20 protein-coding genes are annotated in these 19,959 nt (G+C 52.2%); 11 read left to right on the forward strand and 9 right to left on the reverse strand.

The features are described from left to right. Positions 1-33: 33 nt before the first annotated feature. From ACR9YC_RS09685 to ACR9YC_RS09715, 7 genes are read left to right on the forward strand one after another with little or no spacing between them, the layout of a single operon-like run. Positions 34-507 carry an A24 family peptidase gene (locus ACR9YC_RS09685; protein ID WP_438726930.1) on the forward strand — a complete coding sequence of 158 codons (474 nt, stop codon included), beginning with the start codon at positions 34-36 and terminating at the stop codon, positions 505-507. Between the two features lie 49 nt (positions 508-556). Then, on the forward strand, positions 557-1,576 hold the full coding sequence (gene cpaB / locus ACR9YC_RS09690) for a Flp pilus assembly protein CpaB (RefSeq protein ID WP_438726932.1): 1,020 nt from the start codon (positions 557-559) through the stop codon (positions 1,574-1,576). A 1-nt stretch (position 1,577) separates the two neighbouring features. Further along, positions 1,578-3,152 carry a type II and III secretion system protein family protein gene (locus ACR9YC_RS09695; RefSeq protein ID WP_438726935.1) on the forward strand — a complete coding sequence of 525 codons (1,575 nt, stop codon included), beginning with the start codon at positions 1,578-1,580 and terminating at the stop codon, positions 3,150-3,152. Positions 3,153-3,164: 12 nt separating this feature from the next. Beyond that, the gene (locus ACR9YC_RS09700; protein WP_438726938.1) at positions 3,165-3,827 is read left to right on the forward strand and encodes a CpaD family pilus assembly protein; all 663 of its coding nucleotides are present in this window, start codon (positions 3,165-3,167) and stop codon (positions 3,825-3,827) included. A gap of 15 nt (positions 3,828-3,842) precedes the next feature. Beyond that, on the forward strand, positions 3,843-5,123 hold the full coding sequence (locus ACR9YC_RS09705; RefSeq protein WP_438726941.1) for a pilus assembly protein CpaE: 1,281 nt from the start codon (positions 3,843-3,845) through the stop codon (positions 5,121-5,123). A gap of 41 nt (positions 5,124-5,164) precedes the next feature. After that, positions 5,165-6,139, forward strand: a complete 975-nt coding sequence (locus ACR9YC_RS09710; protein ID WP_438726944.1) for a type II secretion system F family protein — start codon at positions 5,165-5,167, stop codon at positions 6,137-6,139. Beyond that, positions 6,136-7,161 carry a type II secretion system F family protein gene (locus tag ACR9YC_RS09715; protein ID WP_438726947.1) on the forward strand — a complete coding sequence of 342 codons (1,026 nt, stop codon included), beginning with the start codon at positions 6,136-6,138 and terminating at the stop codon, positions 7,159-7,161. The genes ACR9YC_RS09710 and ACR9YC_RS09715 overlap by 4 nt, the downstream gene beginning before the upstream one ends. A gap of 118 nt (positions 7,162-7,279) precedes the next feature. Here the strand turns inward: ACR9YC_RS09715 and ACR9YC_RS09720 are convergent, their stop codons facing one another. From ACR9YC_RS09720 to hppD, 3 genes are all read right to left on the reverse strand, one after another. Beyond that, complete coding sequence (locus ACR9YC_RS09720; protein ID WP_438726950.1) at positions 7,280-8,308, reverse strand: fumarylacetoacetate hydrolase family protein; 1,029 nt, start codon at positions 8,306-8,308, stop codon at positions 7,280-7,282. A gap of 131 nt (positions 8,309-8,439) precedes the next feature. Further along, positions 8,440-9,000, reverse strand: coding sequence for a VOC family protein (locus ACR9YC_RS09725; RefSeq protein ID WP_438726953.1), 561 nt, complete (start codon positions 8,998-9,000; stop codon positions 8,440-8,442). A 129-nt stretch (positions 9,001-9,129) separates the two neighbouring features. Next, positions 9,130-10,254 carry a 4-hydroxyphenylpyruvate dioxygenase gene (hppD, locus tag ACR9YC_RS09730; RefSeq protein WP_438726955.1) on the reverse strand — a complete coding sequence of 375 codons (1,125 nt, stop codon included), beginning with the start codon at positions 10,252-10,254 and terminating at the stop codon, positions 9,130-9,132. A gap of 168 nt (positions 10,255-10,422) precedes the next feature. On the opposite strand from hppD, the gene ACR9YC_RS09735 reads away from it, so the two are divergent. Further along, complete coding sequence (locus tag ACR9YC_RS09735) at positions 10,423-11,097, forward strand: cyclic nucleotide-binding domain-containing protein (protein ID WP_438726958.1); 675 nt, start codon at positions 10,423-10,425, stop codon at positions 11,095-11,097. Here ACR9YC_RS09735 and ACR9YC_RS09740 read toward each other — a convergent pair. The 3 genes from ACR9YC_RS09740 to maiA are packed head-to-tail and all read right to left on the reverse strand — an operon-like array spanning position 11,094 to position 14,408. Next, positions 11,094-11,552, reverse strand: a complete 459-nt coding sequence (locus tag ACR9YC_RS09740) for a MarR family winged helix-turn-helix transcriptional regulator (RefSeq protein ID WP_438726961.1) — start codon at positions 11,550-11,552, stop codon at positions 11,094-11,096. The genes ACR9YC_RS09735 and ACR9YC_RS09740 overlap by 4 nt on opposite strands. A 34-nt stretch (positions 11,553-11,586) precedes the next feature. After that, on the reverse strand, positions 11,587-13,767 hold the full coding sequence (locus ACR9YC_RS09745) for a TonB-dependent receptor (RefSeq protein WP_438726964.1): 2,181 nt from the start codon (positions 13,765-13,767) through the stop codon (positions 11,587-11,589). A 5-nt stretch (positions 13,768-13,772) separates the two neighbouring features. After that, a complete protein-coding gene (gene maiA / locus ACR9YC_RS09750; protein ID WP_438726967.1) occupies positions 13,773-14,408 on the reverse strand; it encodes a maleylacetoacetate isomerase in 636 nt (211 codons plus the stop codon). Between the two features lie 98 nt (positions 14,409-14,506). Between maiA and ACR9YC_RS09755 the strand changes: the two genes are divergently transcribed. Next, positions 14,507-15,103, forward strand: a complete 597-nt coding sequence (locus ACR9YC_RS09755; RefSeq protein WP_438726969.1) for a TIGR04282 family arsenosugar biosynthesis glycosyltransferase — start codon at positions 14,507-14,509, stop codon at positions 15,101-15,103. Then, positions 15,100-15,840 (forward strand): glycosyltransferase, encoded by a 741-nt coding sequence (locus ACR9YC_RS09760; protein ID WP_438726972.1) that lies wholly within the window; start codon positions 15,100-15,102, stop codon positions 15,838-15,840. The genes ACR9YC_RS09755 and ACR9YC_RS09760 overlap by 4 nt, the downstream gene beginning before the upstream one ends. A gap of 7 nt (positions 15,841-15,847) precedes the next feature. On the opposite strand, the gene ACR9YC_RS09765 is transcribed toward ACR9YC_RS09760, so the two are convergent. Genes ACR9YC_RS09765 through ACR9YC_RS09775 form a run of 3 tightly spaced genes read right to left on the reverse strand, consistent with a single transcriptional unit; the run spans position 15,848 to position 18,328 of the window. Further along, the gene (locus ACR9YC_RS09765) at positions 15,848-16,234 is read right to left on the reverse strand and encodes a hypothetical protein (RefSeq protein ID WP_438726974.1); all 387 of its coding nucleotides are present in this window, start codon (positions 16,232-16,234) and stop codon (positions 15,848-15,850) included. Then, positions 16,234-17,250 (reverse strand): SDR family oxidoreductase, encoded by a 1,017-nt coding sequence (locus ACR9YC_RS09770; protein ID WP_438726976.1) that lies wholly within the window; start codon positions 17,248-17,250, stop codon positions 16,234-16,236. The genes ACR9YC_RS09765 and ACR9YC_RS09770 overlap by 1 nt, the downstream gene beginning before the upstream one ends. 22 nt (positions 17,251-17,272) lie before the next feature. After that, the gene (locus ACR9YC_RS09775) at positions 17,273-18,328 is read right to left on the reverse strand and encodes a methyltransferase domain-containing protein (RefSeq protein ID WP_438726979.1); all 1,056 of its coding nucleotides are present in this window, start codon (positions 18,326-18,328) and stop codon (positions 17,273-17,275) included. A gap of 132 nt (positions 18,329-18,460) precedes the next feature. Here ACR9YC_RS09775 and ACR9YC_RS09780 point away from each other — a divergent pair, with 132 nt between their 5' ends. Continuing rightward, positions 18,461-19,888 carry a dihydrolipoyl dehydrogenase family protein gene (locus ACR9YC_RS09780; protein ID WP_438726981.1) on the forward strand — a complete coding sequence of 476 codons (1,428 nt, stop codon included), beginning with the start codon at positions 18,461-18,463 and terminating at the stop codon, positions 19,886-19,888. The last annotated feature ends 71 nt before the right edge of the window (positions 19,889-19,959 follow it).

The raw sequence follows: 19,959 nt of genomic DNA on the forward strand, positions 1-19,959 counted from the left end.
TTTGGTAAGTCATGGAGATTAAGACCGTCTTCCATGACAGAGTTGCAAATCTCATACGGACTGCTGGCGGCCTTGGCAATTGCCCTGATTCACGCCTGCTATACCGACGCTAAACGACGCGAGATCGAAGATTGGCTCAACGCCGGAATCGCATTGGCCGCGCCCATTTTCTGGTGGTCGAGCGGCTATAATCTTTGGCCGGACATTGGCTGGCAGTTGGCCGTCGCTGGCGGTGTTTTTGTTATATTTACGGCAATGTTCGCCATTGGCGCAATGGGCGGCGGTGATGTCAAACTGTTGAGCGCATTGGCGCTTTGGTTTCCATTCCCTGAAATTCTGAAACTTGTGGTGGTCATGTCACTGGCAGGCGGCGCTCTTACACTGGTTATGGCGACCATACACAAAATCCGCAAATCTTCTGCAAAACTGGAGATTCCATATGGTCTGGCAATCGCTTTTGCCGGTTTTTGGATAATTGGCGAACGATATTTTAACCAATTTACATGATTAAGGCACACACACACATTTAACGGGGCTGCATGGAGGCAGTTACATTATGGACAAGAAGAAAATTATTTTGCTCGTTGGTGCGCTGGTTATAGCGTTAGGAACGGCATTTCTTGCACGTAGTCTTTTTGTAGGTGCATCGGCTCCTCAGGCTGTTGCAAATGTAGCAGAGGTCGACGTTGAAGAGGGGGACCGTGTTCTCGTCGCAAACCGGGCATTGCCGGTTGGGACGATCATCACCCCTGATGCTTTCAGCTTTCAGCCATGGCCGAAAGAATTGATCCAACAGGCATATTTCCTTGAGGAAACGACCAATGGTGAAGCTCTTTTAGGTACAGTTGTTCGCAACCCTATTACTGCTGGCCAGCCTGTCACCCAGGGTTCTCTGGTGAAACCGGGTGATCGCGGCTTCCTCGCTGCTGCACTTGGCGCAGGAATGCGGGCCGTTACTGTTCCTGTGTCAGAGCGTACAGGCGTTGCCGGCTTTGTTTTTCCGGGAGACCGCATCGACCTGGTACTTACCCAATCTGTTAAGGGTGAAGATGGTCCAGACCTGAAAGCGTCTGAAACAATCATCCGCAACCTTCGCGTGCTTGCAACTGGTCAACGGACAAACTCGCAAGACTCTGAAGGCAATCAGGTGGTGAGCAAGTTCAACACGGTTACAGTTGAAGTAACGCCCAAGATCGGCGAGAAAATCGCTGTGGCGCAGACAATCGGCGTTTTGAGCCTGTCACTGCGCTCCATTGCAGACAATGAAGCCGAGCTGGAACGCGCTATTGCAGCGGGTGAGCTTGACCTGCCCGATGGTGCCGATCCTGAAGAAGAAGAGAAGTTTCTTCGCAAAGTGGCGGTGCGCCCTGTTGACACCGATGCAACATTCGTAACCGGCGGCGACGTATCACGCTTTCAGCGCCGTAACCTACCTTCCGCAAAACCAACTCGCGGAGGCGGCTCAACAGCACCTAGCTCCAGCATTCCAGCTGCGGGTCCACCACCAAAACCAAAACCCACGGTCCGTGTATCACGGGGCAAAGCTGTGACCACTGTAACCGTTGGAGGTAACTAACATGTCTTTCACCAAACGCTTCACCAAAGCTACGGCGGGTAGCTATCTCGCGGCCTCGGTCGCATTGATGGGGGCTTCTGCAGGCGCACTATACGCACCGGCACAGGCGCAAACCACCACCAAAGCCAATAGCGAAATCGTTCTTTCCATTGGCCGCGGACAATTGATCAGCCTTCCCGGCAGCATTACCGATCTGTTCATTGCCAATGACCAGATTGCCGATGTTCAGGTCAAAAACTCACGTCAGCTTTATGTCTTTGGCAAATCTGGCGGGGAAACCACCTTATACGCCAGCAACGCAGCAGGCCGTGTCGTTTACTCAGCGACTATCCGCGTTGGCTCCAACATCGATTCTATCGATCAAATGCTGACATTAGCCATGCCGAAAGCGAAAATCAGCGTTGCCACTGTCAATGGCTTGGTTTTGTTGACCGGCACCGTCAGTTCGCCAACCGATATTGCTGAGGCTGAGCGTCTGGTTCAAGCATTTGTCGGCGATGAGACACAGGTTATCAGTCGTTTGAAAACAGCGACCCCTCTGCAAGTCAATTTGCAGGTCCGTATCGCCGAAGTCAGCCGCTCGCTAATGAAAAATATCGGCGCAAACTTGCAATCAGCAGATGCAACAGGCGGCTTCCAGTTCGGCGTAACAACCGGCCGCGGTCCAGCATCACAATTCTCTCCTGGTGGAGCAGTAGGCGTTGGCGTTACGTCTGGAGCTGACGGTACAACTGTTGTCAACGGCATTGGCGGTGGCACCACTTTGGCAGGTCTTGGTCGTTTATTTGGTGTGGACATTGCAAGTGCATTTGACCTTGCCGAAACAACGGGTCTGGTTACCACATTGTCTCAACCCAATTTGACGGCATTGTCCGGTGAAACAGCAGAGTTTTTGGCTGGTGGTGAATTCCCAATACCGATTTCACAAGGATTGGGCACAACCACTGTCGAGTTTCGCAACTTTGGTGTCAGCCTGGCCTATACGCCGACTGTTTTGGACAGTGGCCGTATTTCACTGCGCGTTCGTCCAGAAGTTTCCGAACTTTCCGCATCGGGGTCAGTGTCTCTCAACGGATTTACTATTCCCGGCCTGACAATCCGCCGGGCAGAAACAACCGTTGAACTGGGTTCGGGTCAAAGCTTCATGATCGCTGGTTTGCTCAGCAACAATGTGCAAAACTCGGTCAGTAAAGCTCCTGGTTTGGGCGATGTTCCGATTTTGGGCAATTTGTTCAAATCGAACTCATTCCAGCGCGGTGAAACCGAGTTGGTCATCATCGTCACGCCATATCTGGTCAAGCCAGTCAACGGCAATGACATCAAACTGCCAACCGATGCTTTCCAGAATGCCAGTGATATTCAACGCTTGCTGCTCAATCAGGAAACTGACGGAATTAGCGGCGGGGATCGTCCGAAACCTTCTGTTGAAGGGCAAGGCGGAAACTCCAGCGCACCAGAATTGGGAAGCCTGACACAGCCACCTGCTGCACCGGCCCCCGAGAAGAAAAAAACCGAAAAGAAACTGGCACGTAAGGAAAGCAATTCCTCTGCAGGCCCTGGCTTCACTTTCGAATAAAGGATCACGACAATGAAAATGAAAACGAACAAAACCATTTCATCGGTCCTGATTGCCGGATTGGCCCTGTCTGCAGCAGCCTGCACCAGCAATACAGCAAGCAACCGCACTTTGAACTCGGTCCACCAGCCCGTTGTGAGCCGGACCAATGTGGTTCTGGATCTGCAAACACGTGGCGGCACATTGCCGGTCGTTGAGCAGCAACGTCTTGCTGAATGGTTTGATGCTATGGACCTCAGCTATGGGGACCGTGTATCAATCGAAGACCCAAGCACCAATCGCGGCGTCCGTGCATTGGTTGAGGCCGCGGCATCGCGCCATGGCATCTTGGTTTCTGAAACCGCGCCTATCACTGTAGGCAATATCGCTTCGGGCAATGTCCGTGTCGTGGTTAGCCGTTCGTCAGCGCGCGTGCCGGGCTGTCCTGACTGGTCTTCGGTAAGCGAAACCAATTTCAACAATGCGACAAGCAGCAATTTCGGCTGCGCTTTCAATTCCAATGTCGCGGCAATGGTTGCCGATCCAGAGGATCTGGTACGTGGTAATGGCAGTGGAACATCTGATGCCGACACTGCAAGCAAAGCCATCAGAACACAAAGAGAGGCCGCACCAACTGGCGCTAATGGCCTTCGCGGTACAACCACTACCGGCGGTGCCGGCGGCGGCGGCGACTAATAGGAGGATAAACAGATGAACGCACCTTTTAATCCAGCGGGAGCTGGCACACGCGACGCCTTTTCCGCCTATATATGTGATGATGCGACGCTCGACATCGTTCGCACAGTAGCAACAGAAATGGGCTGGGCTGCCGAGAAATGTAATCAGGGCGGCCTGCGCAATGCAGTCCAGTCACTGTCCATTGCTGCCAGCCCCAACATATTGCTGGTCGATATGTCGGAGTCCGGCGATCCGCTCAACGACATTAATGGCCTTGCAGAAGTCTGCGAACCAGGCACTGTTGTGATTGCTATGGGTCAGGTCAACGATGTTCGCCTATATCGCGATCTCGTGGCCAGCGGCCTGCATGATTATTTGCTGAAACCAATTTCGGCCGATCAATTGCGCGATTCCTTTGCTCAGGCACAGGCTATTTTCCTTGCGCCAAAATCAAACGAGCCTGTTGTCGAACGCCCGCATATTACAACTGCAGTTATCGGCACACGTGGCGGTGTTGGCGCCAGTACAGTCGCAACATCACTCGCTTGGTATATGAGCCAGAATGCAGACCGCACAACTGCCCTGCTTGATCTCGACGTTCACTTTGGAACCGGCGCTTTGGTGATGGATCTGGAGCCGGGTCGTGGTCTCACCGATGCTATCGACAATCCAAGCCGGATTGATGGCCTGTTCATCGAACGGGCAATGATCAAAGCCAATGAGAAATTGTCGATATTGTCAGCGGAAGCACCGATTAGCTCTCCACTGATGACCGATGGTGCGGCTTTCTTCCAATTGCAGGAAGAGTTTCGCGCATCTTTTGAAGCGACGATGATCGATTTGCCGCGCAATATGCTGGTCAATTTCCCGCACCTCATTGGTGATGTAAATGTGACCGTGCTGGTGACCGAATTGACACTGGCATCAGCACGCGATGCAATACGGATATTGTCTTGGCTGAAATCAAACGCGCCGCATTCCAAAGTCATCCTGGTGGCCAATAAGGTTCAACCGGGCGCTTTGGAAATAACAAAATCTGATTTTGAATCATCTATTGAACGCAAGATCGATTTTATCGTTCCGGCAGATTATAAAGCCGCCGCTGCTGCTGCAAAACTGGGCCAAGCCTTGGTTGTTGCAGGTAAGAACAGCAAGGTATCAGGCATTATTAGCTCATTGGGCGAACGTATTTTGGGCGCAGCCGAAGATGACGGCGGTGAAGAAGAAGGCGGCGGCGCGAAAAAGTCGTTGCTGGGCAAATTTGGCGGATTCTCGTCACTATTGCCATCAAAGCCGAAAAAAGACCAAAAATAAGCTGACTTGCGCAGTATTTTGACTGTGGCCAGGGGATTATAATGCCAGAATTATTGCAGATAGGATTGCTCTTTGTCGGTGTTGCCGCGATTTTGGTGCTGCTGATATTTGGCTTCTCCGGACCTTCTATTGAAAAAGAGGGTTCGCGGCGCCTGGGCGATCTAAAATTGCGGCACAGCGATAGCGACAACGCAAAAGTGGAAGCGCAGATGCGCAAAGCTGTCGCTGCACGCAAGCCCAAATTTACCAACAATGAAGGTCAGATGACAAAGGTCGAGATTCTGGCCAATCGTCTTGCACAAACTGGCAAGAGTTGGACGTTATCACAATATCTTTATACCTGCCTTGCCATCGCCGTTATCTTGGCATTGCTGGTCTTTTTCCAACTGGGCAGCCCTATGCTTGCCTTGCTTATAGGCTTGGCGATTGGTTTTGGCCTACCCCATATGGTGATTGGTTTTTTGATCAATAAACGTGTCTCAAAATTTACTAGCAACTTTCCAGATGCCATCGAATTGCTGGTCCGCGGCTTGCGTTCCGGTTTGCCGGTAACAGAAACGCTGGGCGTTGTTGCGAAAGAGATTCCAGGCCCTGTTGGTGAAGAGTTCAAAGAAGTGACCGAGCGCATCAAAATCGGCCGTACTATGGAAGACGCTCTGGAAGGCAGCGCCAAGAAACTGAACACACCTGAGTTCAACTTTTTCTGCATTACTCTGGCTATTCAGCGTGAAACAGGCGGTAACTTAGCCGAGACACTCGCCAACCTGTCCGATGTGCTGCGTAAACGCGCACAGATGAAGCTGAAAATTCGCGCCATGTCGTCGGAATCAAAGGCATCGGCTTATATTGTTGGCTCATTGCCCTTCATCGTCTTTGCTATGATCTATTACATCAACCCAAGCTATATTGGCGGTTTCTTCTATGAAGAACGTCTGATGGTGACGGGTCTTGGCGGCCTTGTGTGGCTTGGCCTCGGCGCCTTCATCATGTCCAGAATGGTGAGTTTCGAAATATGATCAATAGTCTTATTCTTGCCAATTCCGGATTTGCCGCTGGCGCAGAAGCTGGCCCGACCTTGCTGGGTGTGGACGTCATTTGGGTCGCCACATTATTGGCCGCCGTCGCTGCTTTTGCTGTGATGATTGCCATTTACGCAGCGACCACTGTTCGCGACCCCATGGCCAAGCGGGTAAAATCGCTGAACGAACGCCGTGAGCAGCTAAAGGCCGGTATTACAGCTTCGACCAAAAAGCGCGCCAAGCTCATTCAAAAGAATGAGACGACGGACAGAATGCGGTCATTCCTGTCTTCGCTCAGCGTCTTGCAGGACGAACAGCTGAAAATGGCACAGCAAAAGCTGGCACAGGCCGGTATCCGGTCAAAAGATGCTGCTGTTGCTATTATCTTTGGTCGCTTGATCTTGCCTATCGTGCTTGGTGGCACCGCTGCCCTGTTGATCTACGGCATTGAATTATGGCCCGACCTGACGCCCTTTAAACGCTTTGGCGGTTTCGCCGTCGCTACGCTTTTGGGCTATAAAGGACCGGATTTGTTCGTTCAGAACAAAATCTCCAAAAGAACCGATGCCATCCGCAAAGGCTTACCTGATGCACTTGATCTGTTGGTTATCTGCGCAGAGGCTGGTTTGACGGTCGACTCAGCCTTTAACCGCGTCGCCAAAGAATTGGGCCGCGCTTACCCTGAACTGGGCGACGAATTTGCGCTGACATCAATTGAGCTGAGCTTCCTTACCGAACGTCGTCAGGCCTTTGAAAATCTGGCCTATCGTGTCGATCTGGAAGCGATTAAAGGCGTTGTGACCACCATGGTGCAGACAGAGAAATATGGTACGCCATTGGCCTCTGCCCTACGTGTTCTGTCTGCTGAATTCCGTAATGAACGGATGATGCGTGCCGAGGAAAAAGCCGCACGTTTGCCAGCGATTATGACCATTCCGCTGATTATGTTCATTCTGCCAGTGTTGTTCATCGTTATTCTGGGCCCTGCGGCCTGTTCGATCACCGACGCATTGGGCTGATATACAATTTGGTCACCGGGTCCGTGGGGGCTTGTGATCCGGCACCAAAAAGGGCGCAATGTGCAAACATTGCGCCCTTCTTCATACTCACTCAGCGCGAAACGCCAGCCTTAAGAACTTATTGCGTTGGCAGTGGCTTTACGGTCTGTTCAATAGCGCCAAAAATACTATGGCCATTATCGTCCTTCGCATCAATTCTGACCACATCATCATATTTCAGAAAACCGGTCTTAAAATCGCCGGTCTGGATTTTCTCGACCATCCGCACTTCAGCGATGCAGCTATAACCCAGCCCGCCCTCACTCACAGGCTTGCCAGGGCCACCATCGCTATCGCGGTTGGATACTGTGCCGGAGCCGATAATCGAACCAGCGCCAATATTGCGCGTTTTGGCCAGATGCGCGATCAGTACGCCAAAATCAAAAGTGCAATCATCAGAGGCAACCGCGCGGCCAAAAGGTGCGCCATTTAGATCAACCTCTAATGTACGGTGCAATTTGCCATCCTGCCAGAAATCACCCAGCGCATCTGGCGTTACAAAAACGGGGGAAAAGGCACTGGCCGGTTTGGATTGCACAAAGCCGAAGCCCTTGGCCAATTCACCAGGAATAAGATTGCGCAAAGACACATCATTCACCAAGCCAACCAGACGCACATAGCCACGGGCTTCATCAGCAGTAACACCTTGCGGCACATCGCCTGTGACCACAATAATCTCTGCCTCCATATCGCAGCCCCAAGCCTCATCCGCCAATATGATATCGGACCGCGCGCCGCGCATATCATCAGAGCCACCCTGATACATTAAAGGGTCGGTCCAGAATGTTTCCGGCATTTCCGCGCCGCGTGCTTTGCGCACCAGCTCCACATGGTTCACATAAGCAGAACCGTCGGCCCATTGAAAAGCGCGTGGCAAAGGTGCGACCGCTTGGTGTTCATGAAAACGCTGCATGGGGATGGTTTCATGCTCCAGATCACGCGCCAATACTTCCAATTGCGGAGCGATATTATCCCAATCGTCCAGTGCAGCCTGCAATGTCGGGCAAATATGCGATGCATCGGCGTACCAAGCCAAATCATTGGATACGACAACCAAGCGGCCGTCACGGCCAGATTCTAGGCCAGATTCTAGGGAAGCGAGTTTCATCTTTGGGGTTCCTTACCTATTAAGACTTTTACAGCCACTATAGCGCTAGACTTGCGCTTGTCGAAGGGCGTCTTACGTCACGGGTAAACGGGCTTCAACACATACAGCCCTAATGGTGTATGATGGCTCTATTATTCCGGTTTCGGGGCATCCGGGTCGACATGCAGCCACTGGGCATGCGCAGGCGCGGTTTTGGTCTTGCTCCATTCTTCCAGCATAGCAGGCGCTACACGGAGCAACTCGTCATGCTGTTCCTGCGTGCCGATATTGCATGCCAGCTCCAAACGGTGACCATTGGGGTCAAAGAAATAGATAGAGCGGAAAATACCGTGATATGTGGGGCCAAGCACATCAATACCCTGCGCTTCAATATGCGCTTTCGCGGCCAGCAAAGCATCCAGATCGGCCACTTCAAAAGCAATATGTTGCACCCAGGCCGGTGTGTTGGGGTCTTTGCCCATGTCCGGCTGATTGGGCAGCTCAAAAAAGGCAATCACATTGCCGCCGCCACAATCAAGAAAAATATGCATATAGGGGTCATATGCGCCAGTTGAGGGCACATGGTCCTCTGCAAAGGCGTTGGTATATTTCATGCCCAGCACGCGTTCATAAAATTCAACGGTTTCCTTCGCGTCACGGCAGCGATAGGCGACATGGTGAATACGGGAGATATTGGGGGCTGTGGTGGTCATTATATACTCCTGTTGGTCCCAATAAAGCGTTAGTCCTAAGCTGGTCGAAGGGCGTTTCTCATAATGCGAGACGGACTTCGACAGGCTCAGCCCTACGGATACGTGTTGATAGTCTTACGCCTCTATGGCTTATCCAGCGTCCAAAACACCGCGCGCAACTTGGTCACGTTCGATGCTTTCAAACAAGGCTTTGAAATTGCCTTCGCCAAAACCGTCATCACCTTTGCGTTGAATGAATTCAAAGAAAACGGGGCCAACCTGTGCTTCAGCAAAAATCTGGAGCAATAGGCGCGGCTTTCCGCCTTCGGTTGTGCCGTCCAGCAAGATGCCACGCATTTTCAGCTCATCCGCATTTTCGCCATGGCCAGGCAAGCGCTCATCCAGCATGGAATAATAGGTGGCCGGAGGTGCGGTCATAAATGGCACGCCCAATTTCTTCAGACGGTCCCAACAGCCAATCAAATCATCGCAAATCAAAGCAATGTGCTGAATGCCCTCACCGTTAAATTCGCGCAAAAACTCCTCAATCTGGCCTTTGCCGCCCTCTCCCTCTTCATTAAGCGGGATCTTGATCTTACCATCAGGCGCAGTCAGCGCTTTGGATGTAAGGCCAGTATATTCGCCTTTAATATCGAAAAAGCGGATTTCGCGGAAGTTAAACAGCTTCTCATAATAATCGGCCCAATAGGCCATGCGCCCTGTATAAACATTGTGCGTCAAATGGTCGATCAGCTCAAAACCGGCACCTTCTGGGCGTCGTTCAACACCGGGCAGATATTCAAAATCAATATCATAGATGGTCAGGTCATCTTCGCCTGTCTTGCCCTCATATTTATCAACCAAATATAATATGGCGCCGCCAATACCGCGAATGGCAGGCAATCGCAATTCCATCGGCCCGGTTTCCACCGTCACTGGCTCGGCACCCTGTGCAATCAAATGGTCATAGGCTGCTCGTGCGTCCTTTACGCGAAACGCCATGCCGCACGCGCTCGGCCCATGTTCACGCGCAAAAAACCAAGCAGCAGAGCGCGGCTCGTAATTGGCGATCAAATTGATGCCGCCCTGCCGCCAAAGATCAACCTGCTTGCTGCGATGTGATGCAATATGGGTGAAGCCCATTGCCGTAAATACCGGCTCTAACTGGCCTCTTTCAGGGGCGCAAAATTCGACAAATTCAAAGCCATCAAGTCCAGCGGGATTGGCAAATTCTGTAGCGTTCTCGCCAGCTTTGGCGGTGGTCGGGGCATTCATAAGGCGGACTCCGAATATGTGAGACAATATAGTATCTTTTGAAACTATATGTATTTTTACGAAAATTGCAATGGCAAAAGCAAAAGATGATGTTGCCGTCTTTGACCAGCCTTACGCTTGCGCTATAGATGGCGCAGGGCGCGTCATATTTGGGGGAAGAAGACGGTTATGACGTGGTTTGACGGGACAATGCTGATAAATATTGGCGCTGTTTGTTACATCATCGCCTTTGCTTTGCGCGGTGAATTGAGCCTGAGAGCCCTCACTTTGCTGGGCAATATCTTCTACATTGTCTATTATCTCACCGTACCGGAAGTAACCCTGTGGTTCGCCATTGCATCGACCGTTTTAATGACTGTTGCCAATATCGTCGTCATGGCACGCATCGCGCTGGAACGGACGACATGGCAAATGACCGAGAAGGACAAAAACCTCTATCGGGACTTCGCCAACTTCTCCCCAGGACAATTTCGCCGCTTATTGAAGATTGCAGAGACGGTGCATCCCGAAGAAGGACACATGATTTTGCGCGGCGGAGAGGCAACCGACAAATTGCATTATATCGTATCTGGTGAGGCGCAAATCATCAAAAATGGTGAGATATTTCTGCTGCACCCATCCAATTTCATGGGAGAGATTGCTTGGCTGCTAAACGGCCCAGCAACAGCGGATGTGATTGCCCGTGAGAATATAGAAATTCTGACATGGGATAAGGCGATGCTCAATACATTATGCCAGAAATGGCCTGATATTGATAATGCGCTAAGAGCCCGTATCAATCAGGATCTGGCCCGTAAATTATCTGGCAGTGTGCAGCACAGCCCAGCAGTTACGCCTGCTTAATTTGCGTCAATCAGCTCTTTGCTGGCATCACGCAGACGCAGCAATGTCGTGGTCAGCATTTCCAGTTCTTCTGCTGTCACCTCACCCAATAGGCGTTTTTCAATCTCAACCGCCAAGGGCATAATTTCATCATGAAGTTCATTACCGGCACTGGTCAGTTGAAGCTGGTGCGAACGTCGGTCGCTGCCATGGGGGCGCCTTTCTATCAATTGCCGGTCCGCCAGCACTTTGCACGCACGGTTTACTGCAACCTTATCCATTAAGGTGAAATCAACCAAAGCGCTTTGTGTCGCTTGCCCGACATCACCCAAAACTGCCATGATCCGCCATTCAAATATCTTTAAACCAAAACGGCTTTCATATTCGCGTGCGATCAAATTGCTGACCGCATTGGCGGTAATGGATAATTGATAAGGCAGAAAATCTGCCAAGGGTTTTGTGCTTCTCTTGGTCATTTCAATATCTGATTATGCCAAAAGATCAGCGGACTCAATCTAAAGCGATACGAAAACCAATCCAGAATGTTTGCGGCCTTGCTCTTTCAATGACACCGCCGCCACTAATGCCTGCCAGAATTTCCTCATCGAACAGATTTTCAACCCGCGCTTCGATAGAAAGATCATCGTTAATTTCATACACGCCGCGCGCATCAATGCTGAATGCATCACGCAGCAAGCGGGTATTGCCATCATCCTCAAACTGGCCGCCAACATAACGCAGCGTTGTGGTGACACCGCTATTGCCGCCTGATGGATACCAGCCGATAGAACCATTGGCAAAATGACGCGGCACTTGTGCGGGGCGCAGACCATCAATCGCCGCTTGCGCTGCGGTGCCAACAACCTCTGCATCGACATAGGCATAGCTGGCCCCGAACGAGAAATTGCCAACATCAAATACGGCATCCAGTTCAACGCCCAGCGATTCAATCTCATCAAGATTCTGACGCTGGCGAAACACCCCTGCGCCTGACACAAAGCCGACACCGGGGAACAGGCCCGGCCCTTGGTCCAGCGTGACATTGGCAATGGCATTATCCAGCACATTGTAAAACGCCGTACCGCTGAGCGATAAGGTCGCTATCTCCCAATCGAAGCCCAGCTCTACCCCGCGCACACGTTCTGGTGTCAGATTTTCATTGGCTGCTGTCGCATCTGCGCCAACCCGGAAAGGGCGATATAATTCGTTGAGCGTCGGCAAGCGCCAGCCCAAATAAGCCGCACCGCGCAGTGTCAACAGGCTGGCCGCATTATAAGCAAAGCCGACACGGCCCGTTGCTTCAGTGCCATCACGATCAGGGAAAATATCAAGACTGCGCAAAGCACCTGGAACCGGAGAAATCAGTTCAAATTCACGGCGCAATCCATCGCTAATAGACCAATAATCCAACCGTCCGCCGCCGGTCAGCAGAAAATCGGGTGTGACTTGCCAACTGCCCTCAACATAAGCGCCAACCGTATCGGTCTGCCCGCCCGCAATACGCCCGCGCTGGGGAATGGCATTTTGAAAGAAGAACTGTTCATTTGTCTCTCCAATGGTGCGCCGCCAGTCACCGCCAATACGCAGCTCGGCATTATCCCCAACCGGAGGGCGCAGCTCCACATGCGCGCCAAGGCCTGTTGATGGCACATCAAACTGGTCCAGCACCTGACGCACAGAATTCCGGTCAGCAGCAACAGCGCCAAAACTTGTCTCAAATTCCCGCAATTGCAGATAGGCAAGCGCCGAATATTGCCACTCGCCTTTAGAAACAATGCGCACACTGGCATCAACACCGCCATTGCTGTTTTCGCTAAAGGCAAAGCCGCGCTCTCGCCGGTCAATAAAGCCGCGGAAACTGGTCTGCACCTCGGTATCAGCGTTGATTGGCGCTACAAAGCGCAGACCAAAGCCAAATTGTTCATATTCCGCGCCCCGGTCAACACTGCCGCGTTGGCTTTCAATCACAGGAATAAAGCCATCACCGCGCGCATATTGACCAGAGAAGATAAGGCCGCCCTCACCCAATTGCTGCGCAATCTCGACATTGCCTTCAACGCTGTTGCGACTGCCATAAGCCAATGCTGCGTCATAACGGCTGCCACCAGAAATCCCGCGTGTGGTCAGGTCAATCGTCCCCGCCAAAGCACCCGGCCCTGCGCTGCCCGTACCGCCGCCGCGCCGCACGCGAATATTATCAATCGCCAGAGCATCAAAGCCGGGAAAGCTGACCCAGCCGCCAAAGGGGTCGGCCTGCGGCACGCCATCCAGTGTTAGAAGCGCGCGGCTGCTGGCATTGCCGCCCAATCCGCGCAGAGTTACGCCTTGGCTGGTCGGGTTGGCAGATCGGGAATCAGAACGACGGAACTGCTGAAAGCCCGGCAAATTGCGCAGAGCATTTTCAATGCGGCCACTGGCCTCATTATCAATCGCAAAACTGCCAATATTGCTGATGGCATAAGCGCGGTCGCCAATCGGATTATCCAATGGCGCACCAATGACCACAATATCATCAATGGTGACAGGCGTAATCGCCTCAGGAACATCACCGCGCCGATTATCATCCTGAACAGAACAATCAACCAATTGGCAGAGATCAGGCTCCGCCTCCTGATCTTGTGTTTGCGCTGCCGCTATTTGGGGATATGTCGCAGCCCAGGCTATGCCAGCCAAAAGCAAAGTTTTTTTCATTGGTCTCACTCAAAAATTACATTGTCAGGATAGGCCGCCACAAAAGCAGGCAATGCGCCCAGTTCTTTATGAATGCGTGACAATTTGGGGAAATCATCCATTGGCAGGTCAAAACGCTCTGCATTATACATTTGTGCAGTCAGGCATATGTCAACCAAATTGGGCGTATCACCACCAAATATGCCTTGGTCCGGTGCCGTTTTTTCCAGCGCCTGATAACCCAAATTCATCCAGTGGTGCATCCATTGCACAACATCATCCTGCGAATGGCCAAACGGGTCTTTAAGATATTGCCAGACGCGCAAATTGTTTATCGGGTGGATTTCAGAGATGATACCCATTGCCTGAGCCAGCACCTTGGCCCGCTTTACCGGGTCTTTGGGCAGCATGGCAGGCGCAGGGGTGTGACTATCCAGATAGTCAATAATCGCCAATGACTGTGTCAGTTCGTTCCCATCTATGCTGAGCATCGGCACCAATGCTTGCGGGTTACGCTCTTTATACGCCGCGCCGCCTTGCTCACCTTCCAACAGGTTGATGGATAGTGAACGATAGGGAATATTCTTCACATTCAACGCCAGACGCACGCGATAGGCAGCGGTCGAGCGAATATAGTCGTAGAGAATGATGTCGGCCATCATATCACCTCTTTATAGCCTGTTTGGACGCGGACCATGATGGCCCATGCAATGCAATGCAACCCTTGTTTCGCTAATGAATTGCCTTATTGCTGATCGCCATGACTGCTATTCTTCTCAGCCTGTTTGCGAAATATCCTGTGCCCGGTTTTGCCAAGACGCGCCTTATCCCCGCGCTAGGCGCGAAAGGGGCGGCCAATCTGCATCGCCATTTGGCAGGGCGGACCTGTGTCTTGCTGCTGGAGAGCGGGCACAATGTGACCGTGCATTATACCGGCGCAGATATAGCCGCTTTTCGGGAATGGTTAGGCGATAAGCCTGATCTGGCGATACAGCCAGAGGGGGATCTGACAGCGCGGTTATTGGCCGCACAAATTGATGGTCCGCAAATATTTTTTGGCGCAGATACGCCTGATCTTTCCGCCGAAATATTGGATGAGGCGATATCCGCTCTGGCGGAAAATCGGGTTGTTATTGGCCCTGCTGAAGATGGCGGCTATTATCTGATCGGTATGCAGAAGCCCCTGCCCTCCCTATTTACCGATATGGCATGGAGCACGGACAAGGTTCTGCAGACAACATTGGACAGGCTGAAGCAAGCGGGCATCACGCCTTATATCTTGCCAACACTTTCCGATTGCGACCGGCCAGAGGATCTGGAGCGATGGCCACAGCTTAAAGAATTTGCCGCACCGTGACCAACACCTCACTCACTCCAAAAATCACCTTGCTGATCCCTGCTTTTCAGGAAGAGCAAGCCTTGCCAGCAACCATTGCCAATATCGCTGCGTTGGACCCGCAGCCCGATGAGATATTGCTGGTCGATGGAGGCAGCACAGACACGACAATCGCCTTGGCAAAAGCCGCTGGTTTCCGCGCGATTGTGGCGCCGGAAAAAGGCCGCGGACCGCAGATCAACCATGGTGTCGCACAGGCAAAGGGCGATTATGTGCTGGTTTTGCATGCTGACAGCCTGCTGCCAACAGATGCCATCACGCATGTGTGCGCCACCTTGGCAGACAAGAAAATCGCGCTGGCCAGTTTTTGCCCTATCATTCGGGGCACCAAATTACGCTGGTTCACCACCGCCCATAATTTTATCAAGACATGGTATCCCATCGTCACTCATCCGCGACTGTTCTTTAAGGGCGTGCGACTGCTTTTCGGCGACCATGCCATGTTCTTTCGCCGCGGAGATTATCTGGCGGTTGGCGGCATTCCGGCAGAGGCCACGATCATGGAAGAGGCCGATCTGTGCATCAGGCTGGCTCAGCGCGGTAAGGTGAAACTGACCTTGAAACCGGTCATCACTTCTGACCGCCGTATCGCCGAATGGGGGGCGCTAAAGGCCAATTATCTCTATCTGAAAATCGGCATTATGTGGACTTTTGGCGCAAGGGAAAGGCTGAAAGATATCTATCCTGATATCCGTTAAGCCATGATTATAAGGCCCAACGCCGCCAAGCCCATGTCAAGGTAATCAGCAGCAATAATTCGACAATAATCTCTATTATGACAACAAAATTATAGTTGGCGTACGCCAGTGTCCAAAACAGTCTGACAGCCACTATTCCGCCGATCATAAGCGCATTGATGCGAATTTTGGTCCGGGCTTCGACAATATGGTTTTCCGCTGATCGTTCAAAACTAATCAATAGCGCAATGCCGATCCCGATTTCACCGCCGCCAATAATCGCAGCGATAACGGTTCGTGCTGTCGGGTCATCAAGCCCCACTCGGTAAAACAGAGTGAATATCTCTGGATAGAGAGCTGTTATCACTCCCAATATAATCAGGCCAATACCTGCCAGACGGTTGAGCAAAACCATCAACGCCAATCCAGAAAGCCGGTTTCGTGGCAATAATCCACCATGCGGCGTAGCGCAGCGCGGTCAATTTCTGGCGCTGCAATGCCCGCCTTTTTGCGCAAAGTATCGCTAGCAAATGCTGGTACACGCAGGAAATAATCAAAAAACTGCGCTCCAACTTTACGGTGCACCATGGCTTGTCGCCGGTCCAATGCAGCGAGGTTATAATCATCTGGATGAACGATTTGCGCAGGCGATGCTGCAGGATATTCTGCAACCAACGTCAGCATATCGGTTAGTGGATAAGGCTTTGCCGCCACCAGATGCACGGCATCTCCAGCAAAATTTTCGATATTTTCCGCCATAGCGCTCAGCCCTTCCACCACATGGCAGATCGGCACCAAAGCAAATGCTGCGCCATCTATTGCCGGCACCTGCCCCAATAATGGCGAACCAAAGAGGCGGAAGAGATTATAGAAATCATCCTGACGCGGAATAGAGCCATTGTGCAACTGCCCTGCGATGATGCTGGGCCGCGCAATCGCTGCAACCAGACCGTTATCCATAGCCGCCATAACACGCAGCTCCGCCTCTGCCTTGGATCGCTCATAACCATTGGTGAAAGTGCGCGACAGATGGGCAGCCTCCTCTGCCACGGGACCATCAGCCTGTCCGCAAACATAAGCGGTCGATACATGCAACAGCGGCGCCTCATATTGATGGGCCAGCGCAATTGCGCCTTCTGCACCGCCAATATTCACGCTGGCATAAACATCGGCAGATGCAGAAAAATCAGTGGTCGCGGCACAATGAATGACCAGATCAATCGCATCTGGTAAAGTGTCCATGCCCCATAAAGGCAACCTTATATCGCCCTGTAGCGGCGCAATATCGGCATATCTATCGCGCCCCTGCAGATCAAGCACCTGCCTGCCAAAGCCGCGGATCAGCGCATGGAGCTGATGCCCGTCATCCAGCAAGCGCCCTGCCAGAGCGCCGCCGACAAGACCCGTTGCACCGCTTAGCAAAATGCGCATGTGATTGCCTTATAAAGGGTGATCAGCAGCAACTGGCCGGAGCAGCTTCGCCGCCCTCGGCAACAGCATCAAAGGGCAATCCACCGCCGCAACCTTCAAACACGCCATAATGGGTGGAAAAGTCACCGATAAAATCAAAATGCTCCGCGAAGCGCGTATCGGCCAGCATCTTCCAGCTATTGCCACAGACAGGAAAGACCTTGCCGCGCTCAATCATATGGTGCTTGTCGAGTGTGAACACCCTCTCTTCGCCTTCAACACTGCCTTTATAGACCACGGCCTGACCATAATCTTCGCATTCCGGCTCCAGACCTTCCAGTTTGAACAGTCGATAGGTGGCAGAAAAGAAATCAATCCCTTCCAGCTTTGCCTGAACCGCAGGATCACCAATGCCCAAGGGCCGGTCCTTCACCAAGCGCGGATCGTCAAAGCCGGCCTGTTTCGCAAGTTTGGTAAAATCGCCCCAATAGAGCGCGCCAGACAGGCATTCGCCGTGCAAAACAGGGTCTTGCAGCAATTCCGCTGGCACACGCCGATCAGAATAAACATCAGAGAAATACATCTCACCGCCATTTTTCAGCAGACGATAGGCATCGGCAAAAACCTTTGCTTTGTCGGCCACCAAATTGATCACACAATTGGAAACGATAACATCAAAGCTGCCCGGCTCCAGATCAAGCTGGTCCAGCTTTTCAATATCGCCCTCAATAAACAATGTGTTGGGCTTGGCATAGCCAAAGCGTTCAGCATGCCATTCATGATGCGCATTGGCGACGGCCAGTTGCTCCGGCGTGGTGTCAACGCCAACAACTTGTCCATCCTCACCCACCAGCTGCGCCAGAATATAGGCATCCTGACCAGAGCCGGATCCCAGATCAAGAATGCGTGCGCCCTCAACCGCTTGCGGCGCGATCAGGCCGCAACCATAATAGCGTGATTTCACCTCATCATGCACATTGGATAATGCAGTGATAACGGCCTGTGGCGGACGCTCTGACGTCACACAGGCATCGGTTTTCAAATCAGAAGACCCACCAAGCACTTGCCCATAATATTCGCGGCTATTTTCGATATTCATGTATAAAACCCTGCACGATTGATTCGAAGAAAACGGATATAATCTTGTACATGCTGGCATAGGCCATTGCGAACAAGCATAATTTTTTGTGCACAAAGTAACCCGTAACGCGACAGGAACGAAAACGCAGACATGATACACACACATGATATTATCGTTCTGGGCGCTGGCTCAGCAGGACTCACTGCAGCTGGCGGCTGCGCTATGCTGGGCTTAAATGCGGCCTTGGTCGAGCGCGGGGAAATGGGCGGCGATTGTTTGAACACTGGCTGCGTCCCCTCCAAAGCGATTATTGCGGCTGCGCACCGCGCCCATGATATGCGCACGGCCAAGAAATTCGGCATTGAGAATGTTGAACCCAAGGTCGATTTCAAAGCTGTGCACGACCATATTCATGCCGCCATTGCCACCATCGCGCCGGAAGACAGCCAAGAGCGGTTTGAAGAAATGGGCGTTGATGTCATCCGCGGTAGCGCCAGCTTTACCGGCCCAAAAACACTGACTGTCACGCTAAATGATGGCAGTAGTAAAGAGATTAGCGCGCCGCGCATCGTTATCGCCACGGGCAGCCGCGCCTTTGTTCCGCCGATAGATGGCATTGATGATGTGCCCTATATGACCAATGAGAATATCTGGGATCTGACCGAATTGCCCGAGCATTTGATCGTGCTGGGCGGCGGCCCTATTGGCATGGAGATGGCGCAAAGCTTCCGCCGCTTGGGCAGTCAGGTCACTGTGGCCACTGTCGGCCGGCCTTTCCCCAAAGATGATGATGACGCAGCAGAGATTGTGATCAACACATTGCGCGGTGAAGGCATTGTCATCAATGAAAATGCCCGCGCCAAGGCCGTGCGCAAAGATGGTGATGCTGTGATAGTCACCACAGATACAGGCGAAGACATTTCCGGCAGCCATTTGCTGATCGCCACTGGCCGCGAAGTGAATTTTGACGGGCTGGGTCTGGAAAAAGCCGGCGTCGATTATGATAAAGGCGGCGTGTTGGTGGATGATCGCCGCCGCACCAGCCAAAAGCATATTTTTGCCATTGGCGATTGCCGCGCAGGGCCGCGCTTCACCCATACATCGGGCTATGAAGGGTCCAACATCGTTCTGGAGGTCGGCCTGGGCCTGCCCAGCAAAGTGAATTACAAAGCGCTGCCATGGGTCACCTATGTTGACCCTGAATTGGCGCAGGTTGGCCTGACCGAAAAAGATGCACGCGAAAAATATGGCGACAAAATCACCGTTTGGCGCGAAGATTTTTCCCATAATGACCGCGCGATTACCGAGCTTTCAACCGATGGTTTTGTCAAAATCGTCAAAAAAGGCGGCAAGGTGGTTGGCGCAACCATTGTCGGCGCTCATGCGGGTGATATGCTGTTGCCATGGTCGATGGCGATTATGGGCAAATCAAACACTTTTGGCATAGCCAGCGTCATCGTCCCCTATCCCAACCGCGCCGAACACAGCAAAGCAGCCGCTTTTGCTTCTGATGAGGCCAAGGTATTCAACAAATATACGCGTTGGTGGGCTGGCACTCTGGCAAAGTTCCGCCGGTGAAATATCGCAACTGACCTCGCCCAGATGTCAACGCGCCAGAAGCTGAATTATACCCGCTACTGAGTAATTAT

Origin of the sequence: Parasphingorhabdus sp. DH2-15, assembly GCF_051668705.1 — a bacterium.
In the GTDB taxonomy this organism is placed as follows: domain Bacteria; phylum Pseudomonadota; class Alphaproteobacteria; order Sphingomonadales; family Sphingomonadaceae; genus Alterisphingorhabdus.

Bases quoted from the DNA above. Each gene is read 5' to 3' on its own strand.
- ACR9YC_RS09775 (WP_438726979.1), bottom strand. From the start codon at position 18,328: ATGAATATCGAAAATAGCCGCGAATATTATGGGCAAGTGCTTGGTGGG.
- ACR9YC_RS09710 (WP_438726944.1), top strand. From the start codon at position 5,165: ATGCCAGAATTATTGCAGATAGGATTGCTCTTTGTCGGTGTTGCCGCG.
- ACR9YC_RS09685 (WP_438726930.1), top strand. From the start codon at position 34: ATGACAGAGTTGCAAATCTCATACGGACTGCTGGCGGCCTTGGCAATT.
- ACR9YC_RS09755 (WP_438726969.1), top strand. From the start codon at position 14,507: ATGACTGCTATTCTTCTCAGCCTGTTTGCGAAATATCCTGTGCCCGGT.
- maiA (WP_438726967.1), bottom strand. From the start codon at position 14,408: ATGATGGCCGACATCATTCTCTACGACTATATTCGCTCGACCGCTGCC.
- hppD (WP_438726955.1), bottom strand. From the start codon at position 10,254: ATGAATGCCCCGACCACCGCCAAAGCTGGCGAGAACGCTACAGAATTT.
- cpaB (WP_438726932.1), top strand. From the start codon at position 557: ATGGACAAGAAGAAAATTATTTTGCTCGTTGGTGCGCTGGTTATAGCG.
- ACR9YC_RS09770 (WP_438726976.1), bottom strand. From the start codon at position 17,250: ATGCGCATTTTGCTAAGCGGTGCAACGGGTCTTGTCGGCGGCGCTCTG.
- ACR9YC_RS09705 (WP_438726941.1), top strand. From the start codon at position 3,843: ATGAACGCACCTTTTAATCCAGCGGGAGCTGGCACACGCGACGCCTTT.
- ACR9YC_RS09720 (WP_438726950.1), bottom strand. From the start codon at position 8,308: ATGAAACTCGCTTCCCTAGAATCTGGCCTAGAATCTGGCCGTGACGGC.
- ACR9YC_RS09700 (WP_438726938.1), top strand. From the start codon at position 3,165: ATGAAAATGAAAACGAACAAAACCATTTCATCGGTCCTGATTGCCGGA.
- ACR9YC_RS09695 (WP_438726935.1), top strand. From the start codon at position 1,578: ATGTCTTTCACCAAACGCTTCACCAAAGCTACGGCGGGTAGCTATCTC.
- ACR9YC_RS09740 (WP_438726961.1), bottom strand. From the start codon at position 11,552: ATGACCAAGAGAAGCACAAAACCCTTGGCAGATTTTCTGCCTTATCAA.
- ACR9YC_RS09780 (WP_438726981.1), top strand. From the start codon at position 18,461: ATGATACACACACATGATATTATCGTTCTGGGCGCTGGCTCAGCAGGA.
- ACR9YC_RS09765 (WP_438726974.1), bottom strand. From the start codon at position 16,234: ATGGTTTTGCTCAACCGTCTGGCAGGTATTGGCCTGATTATATTGGGA.
- ACR9YC_RS09725 (WP_438726953.1), bottom strand. From the start codon at position 9,000: ATGACCACCACAGCCCCCAATATCTCCCGTATTCACCATGTCGCCTAT.
- ACR9YC_RS09715 (WP_438726947.1), top strand. From the start codon at position 6,136: ATGATCAATAGTCTTATTCTTGCCAATTCCGGATTTGCCGCTGGCGCA.
- ACR9YC_RS09735 (WP_438726958.1), top strand. From the start codon at position 10,423: ATGACGTGGTTTGACGGGACAATGCTGATAAATATTGGCGCTGTTTGT.
- ACR9YC_RS09745 (WP_438726964.1), bottom strand. From the start codon at position 13,767: ATGAAAAAAACTTTGCTTTTGGCTGGCATAGCCTGGGCTGCGACATAT.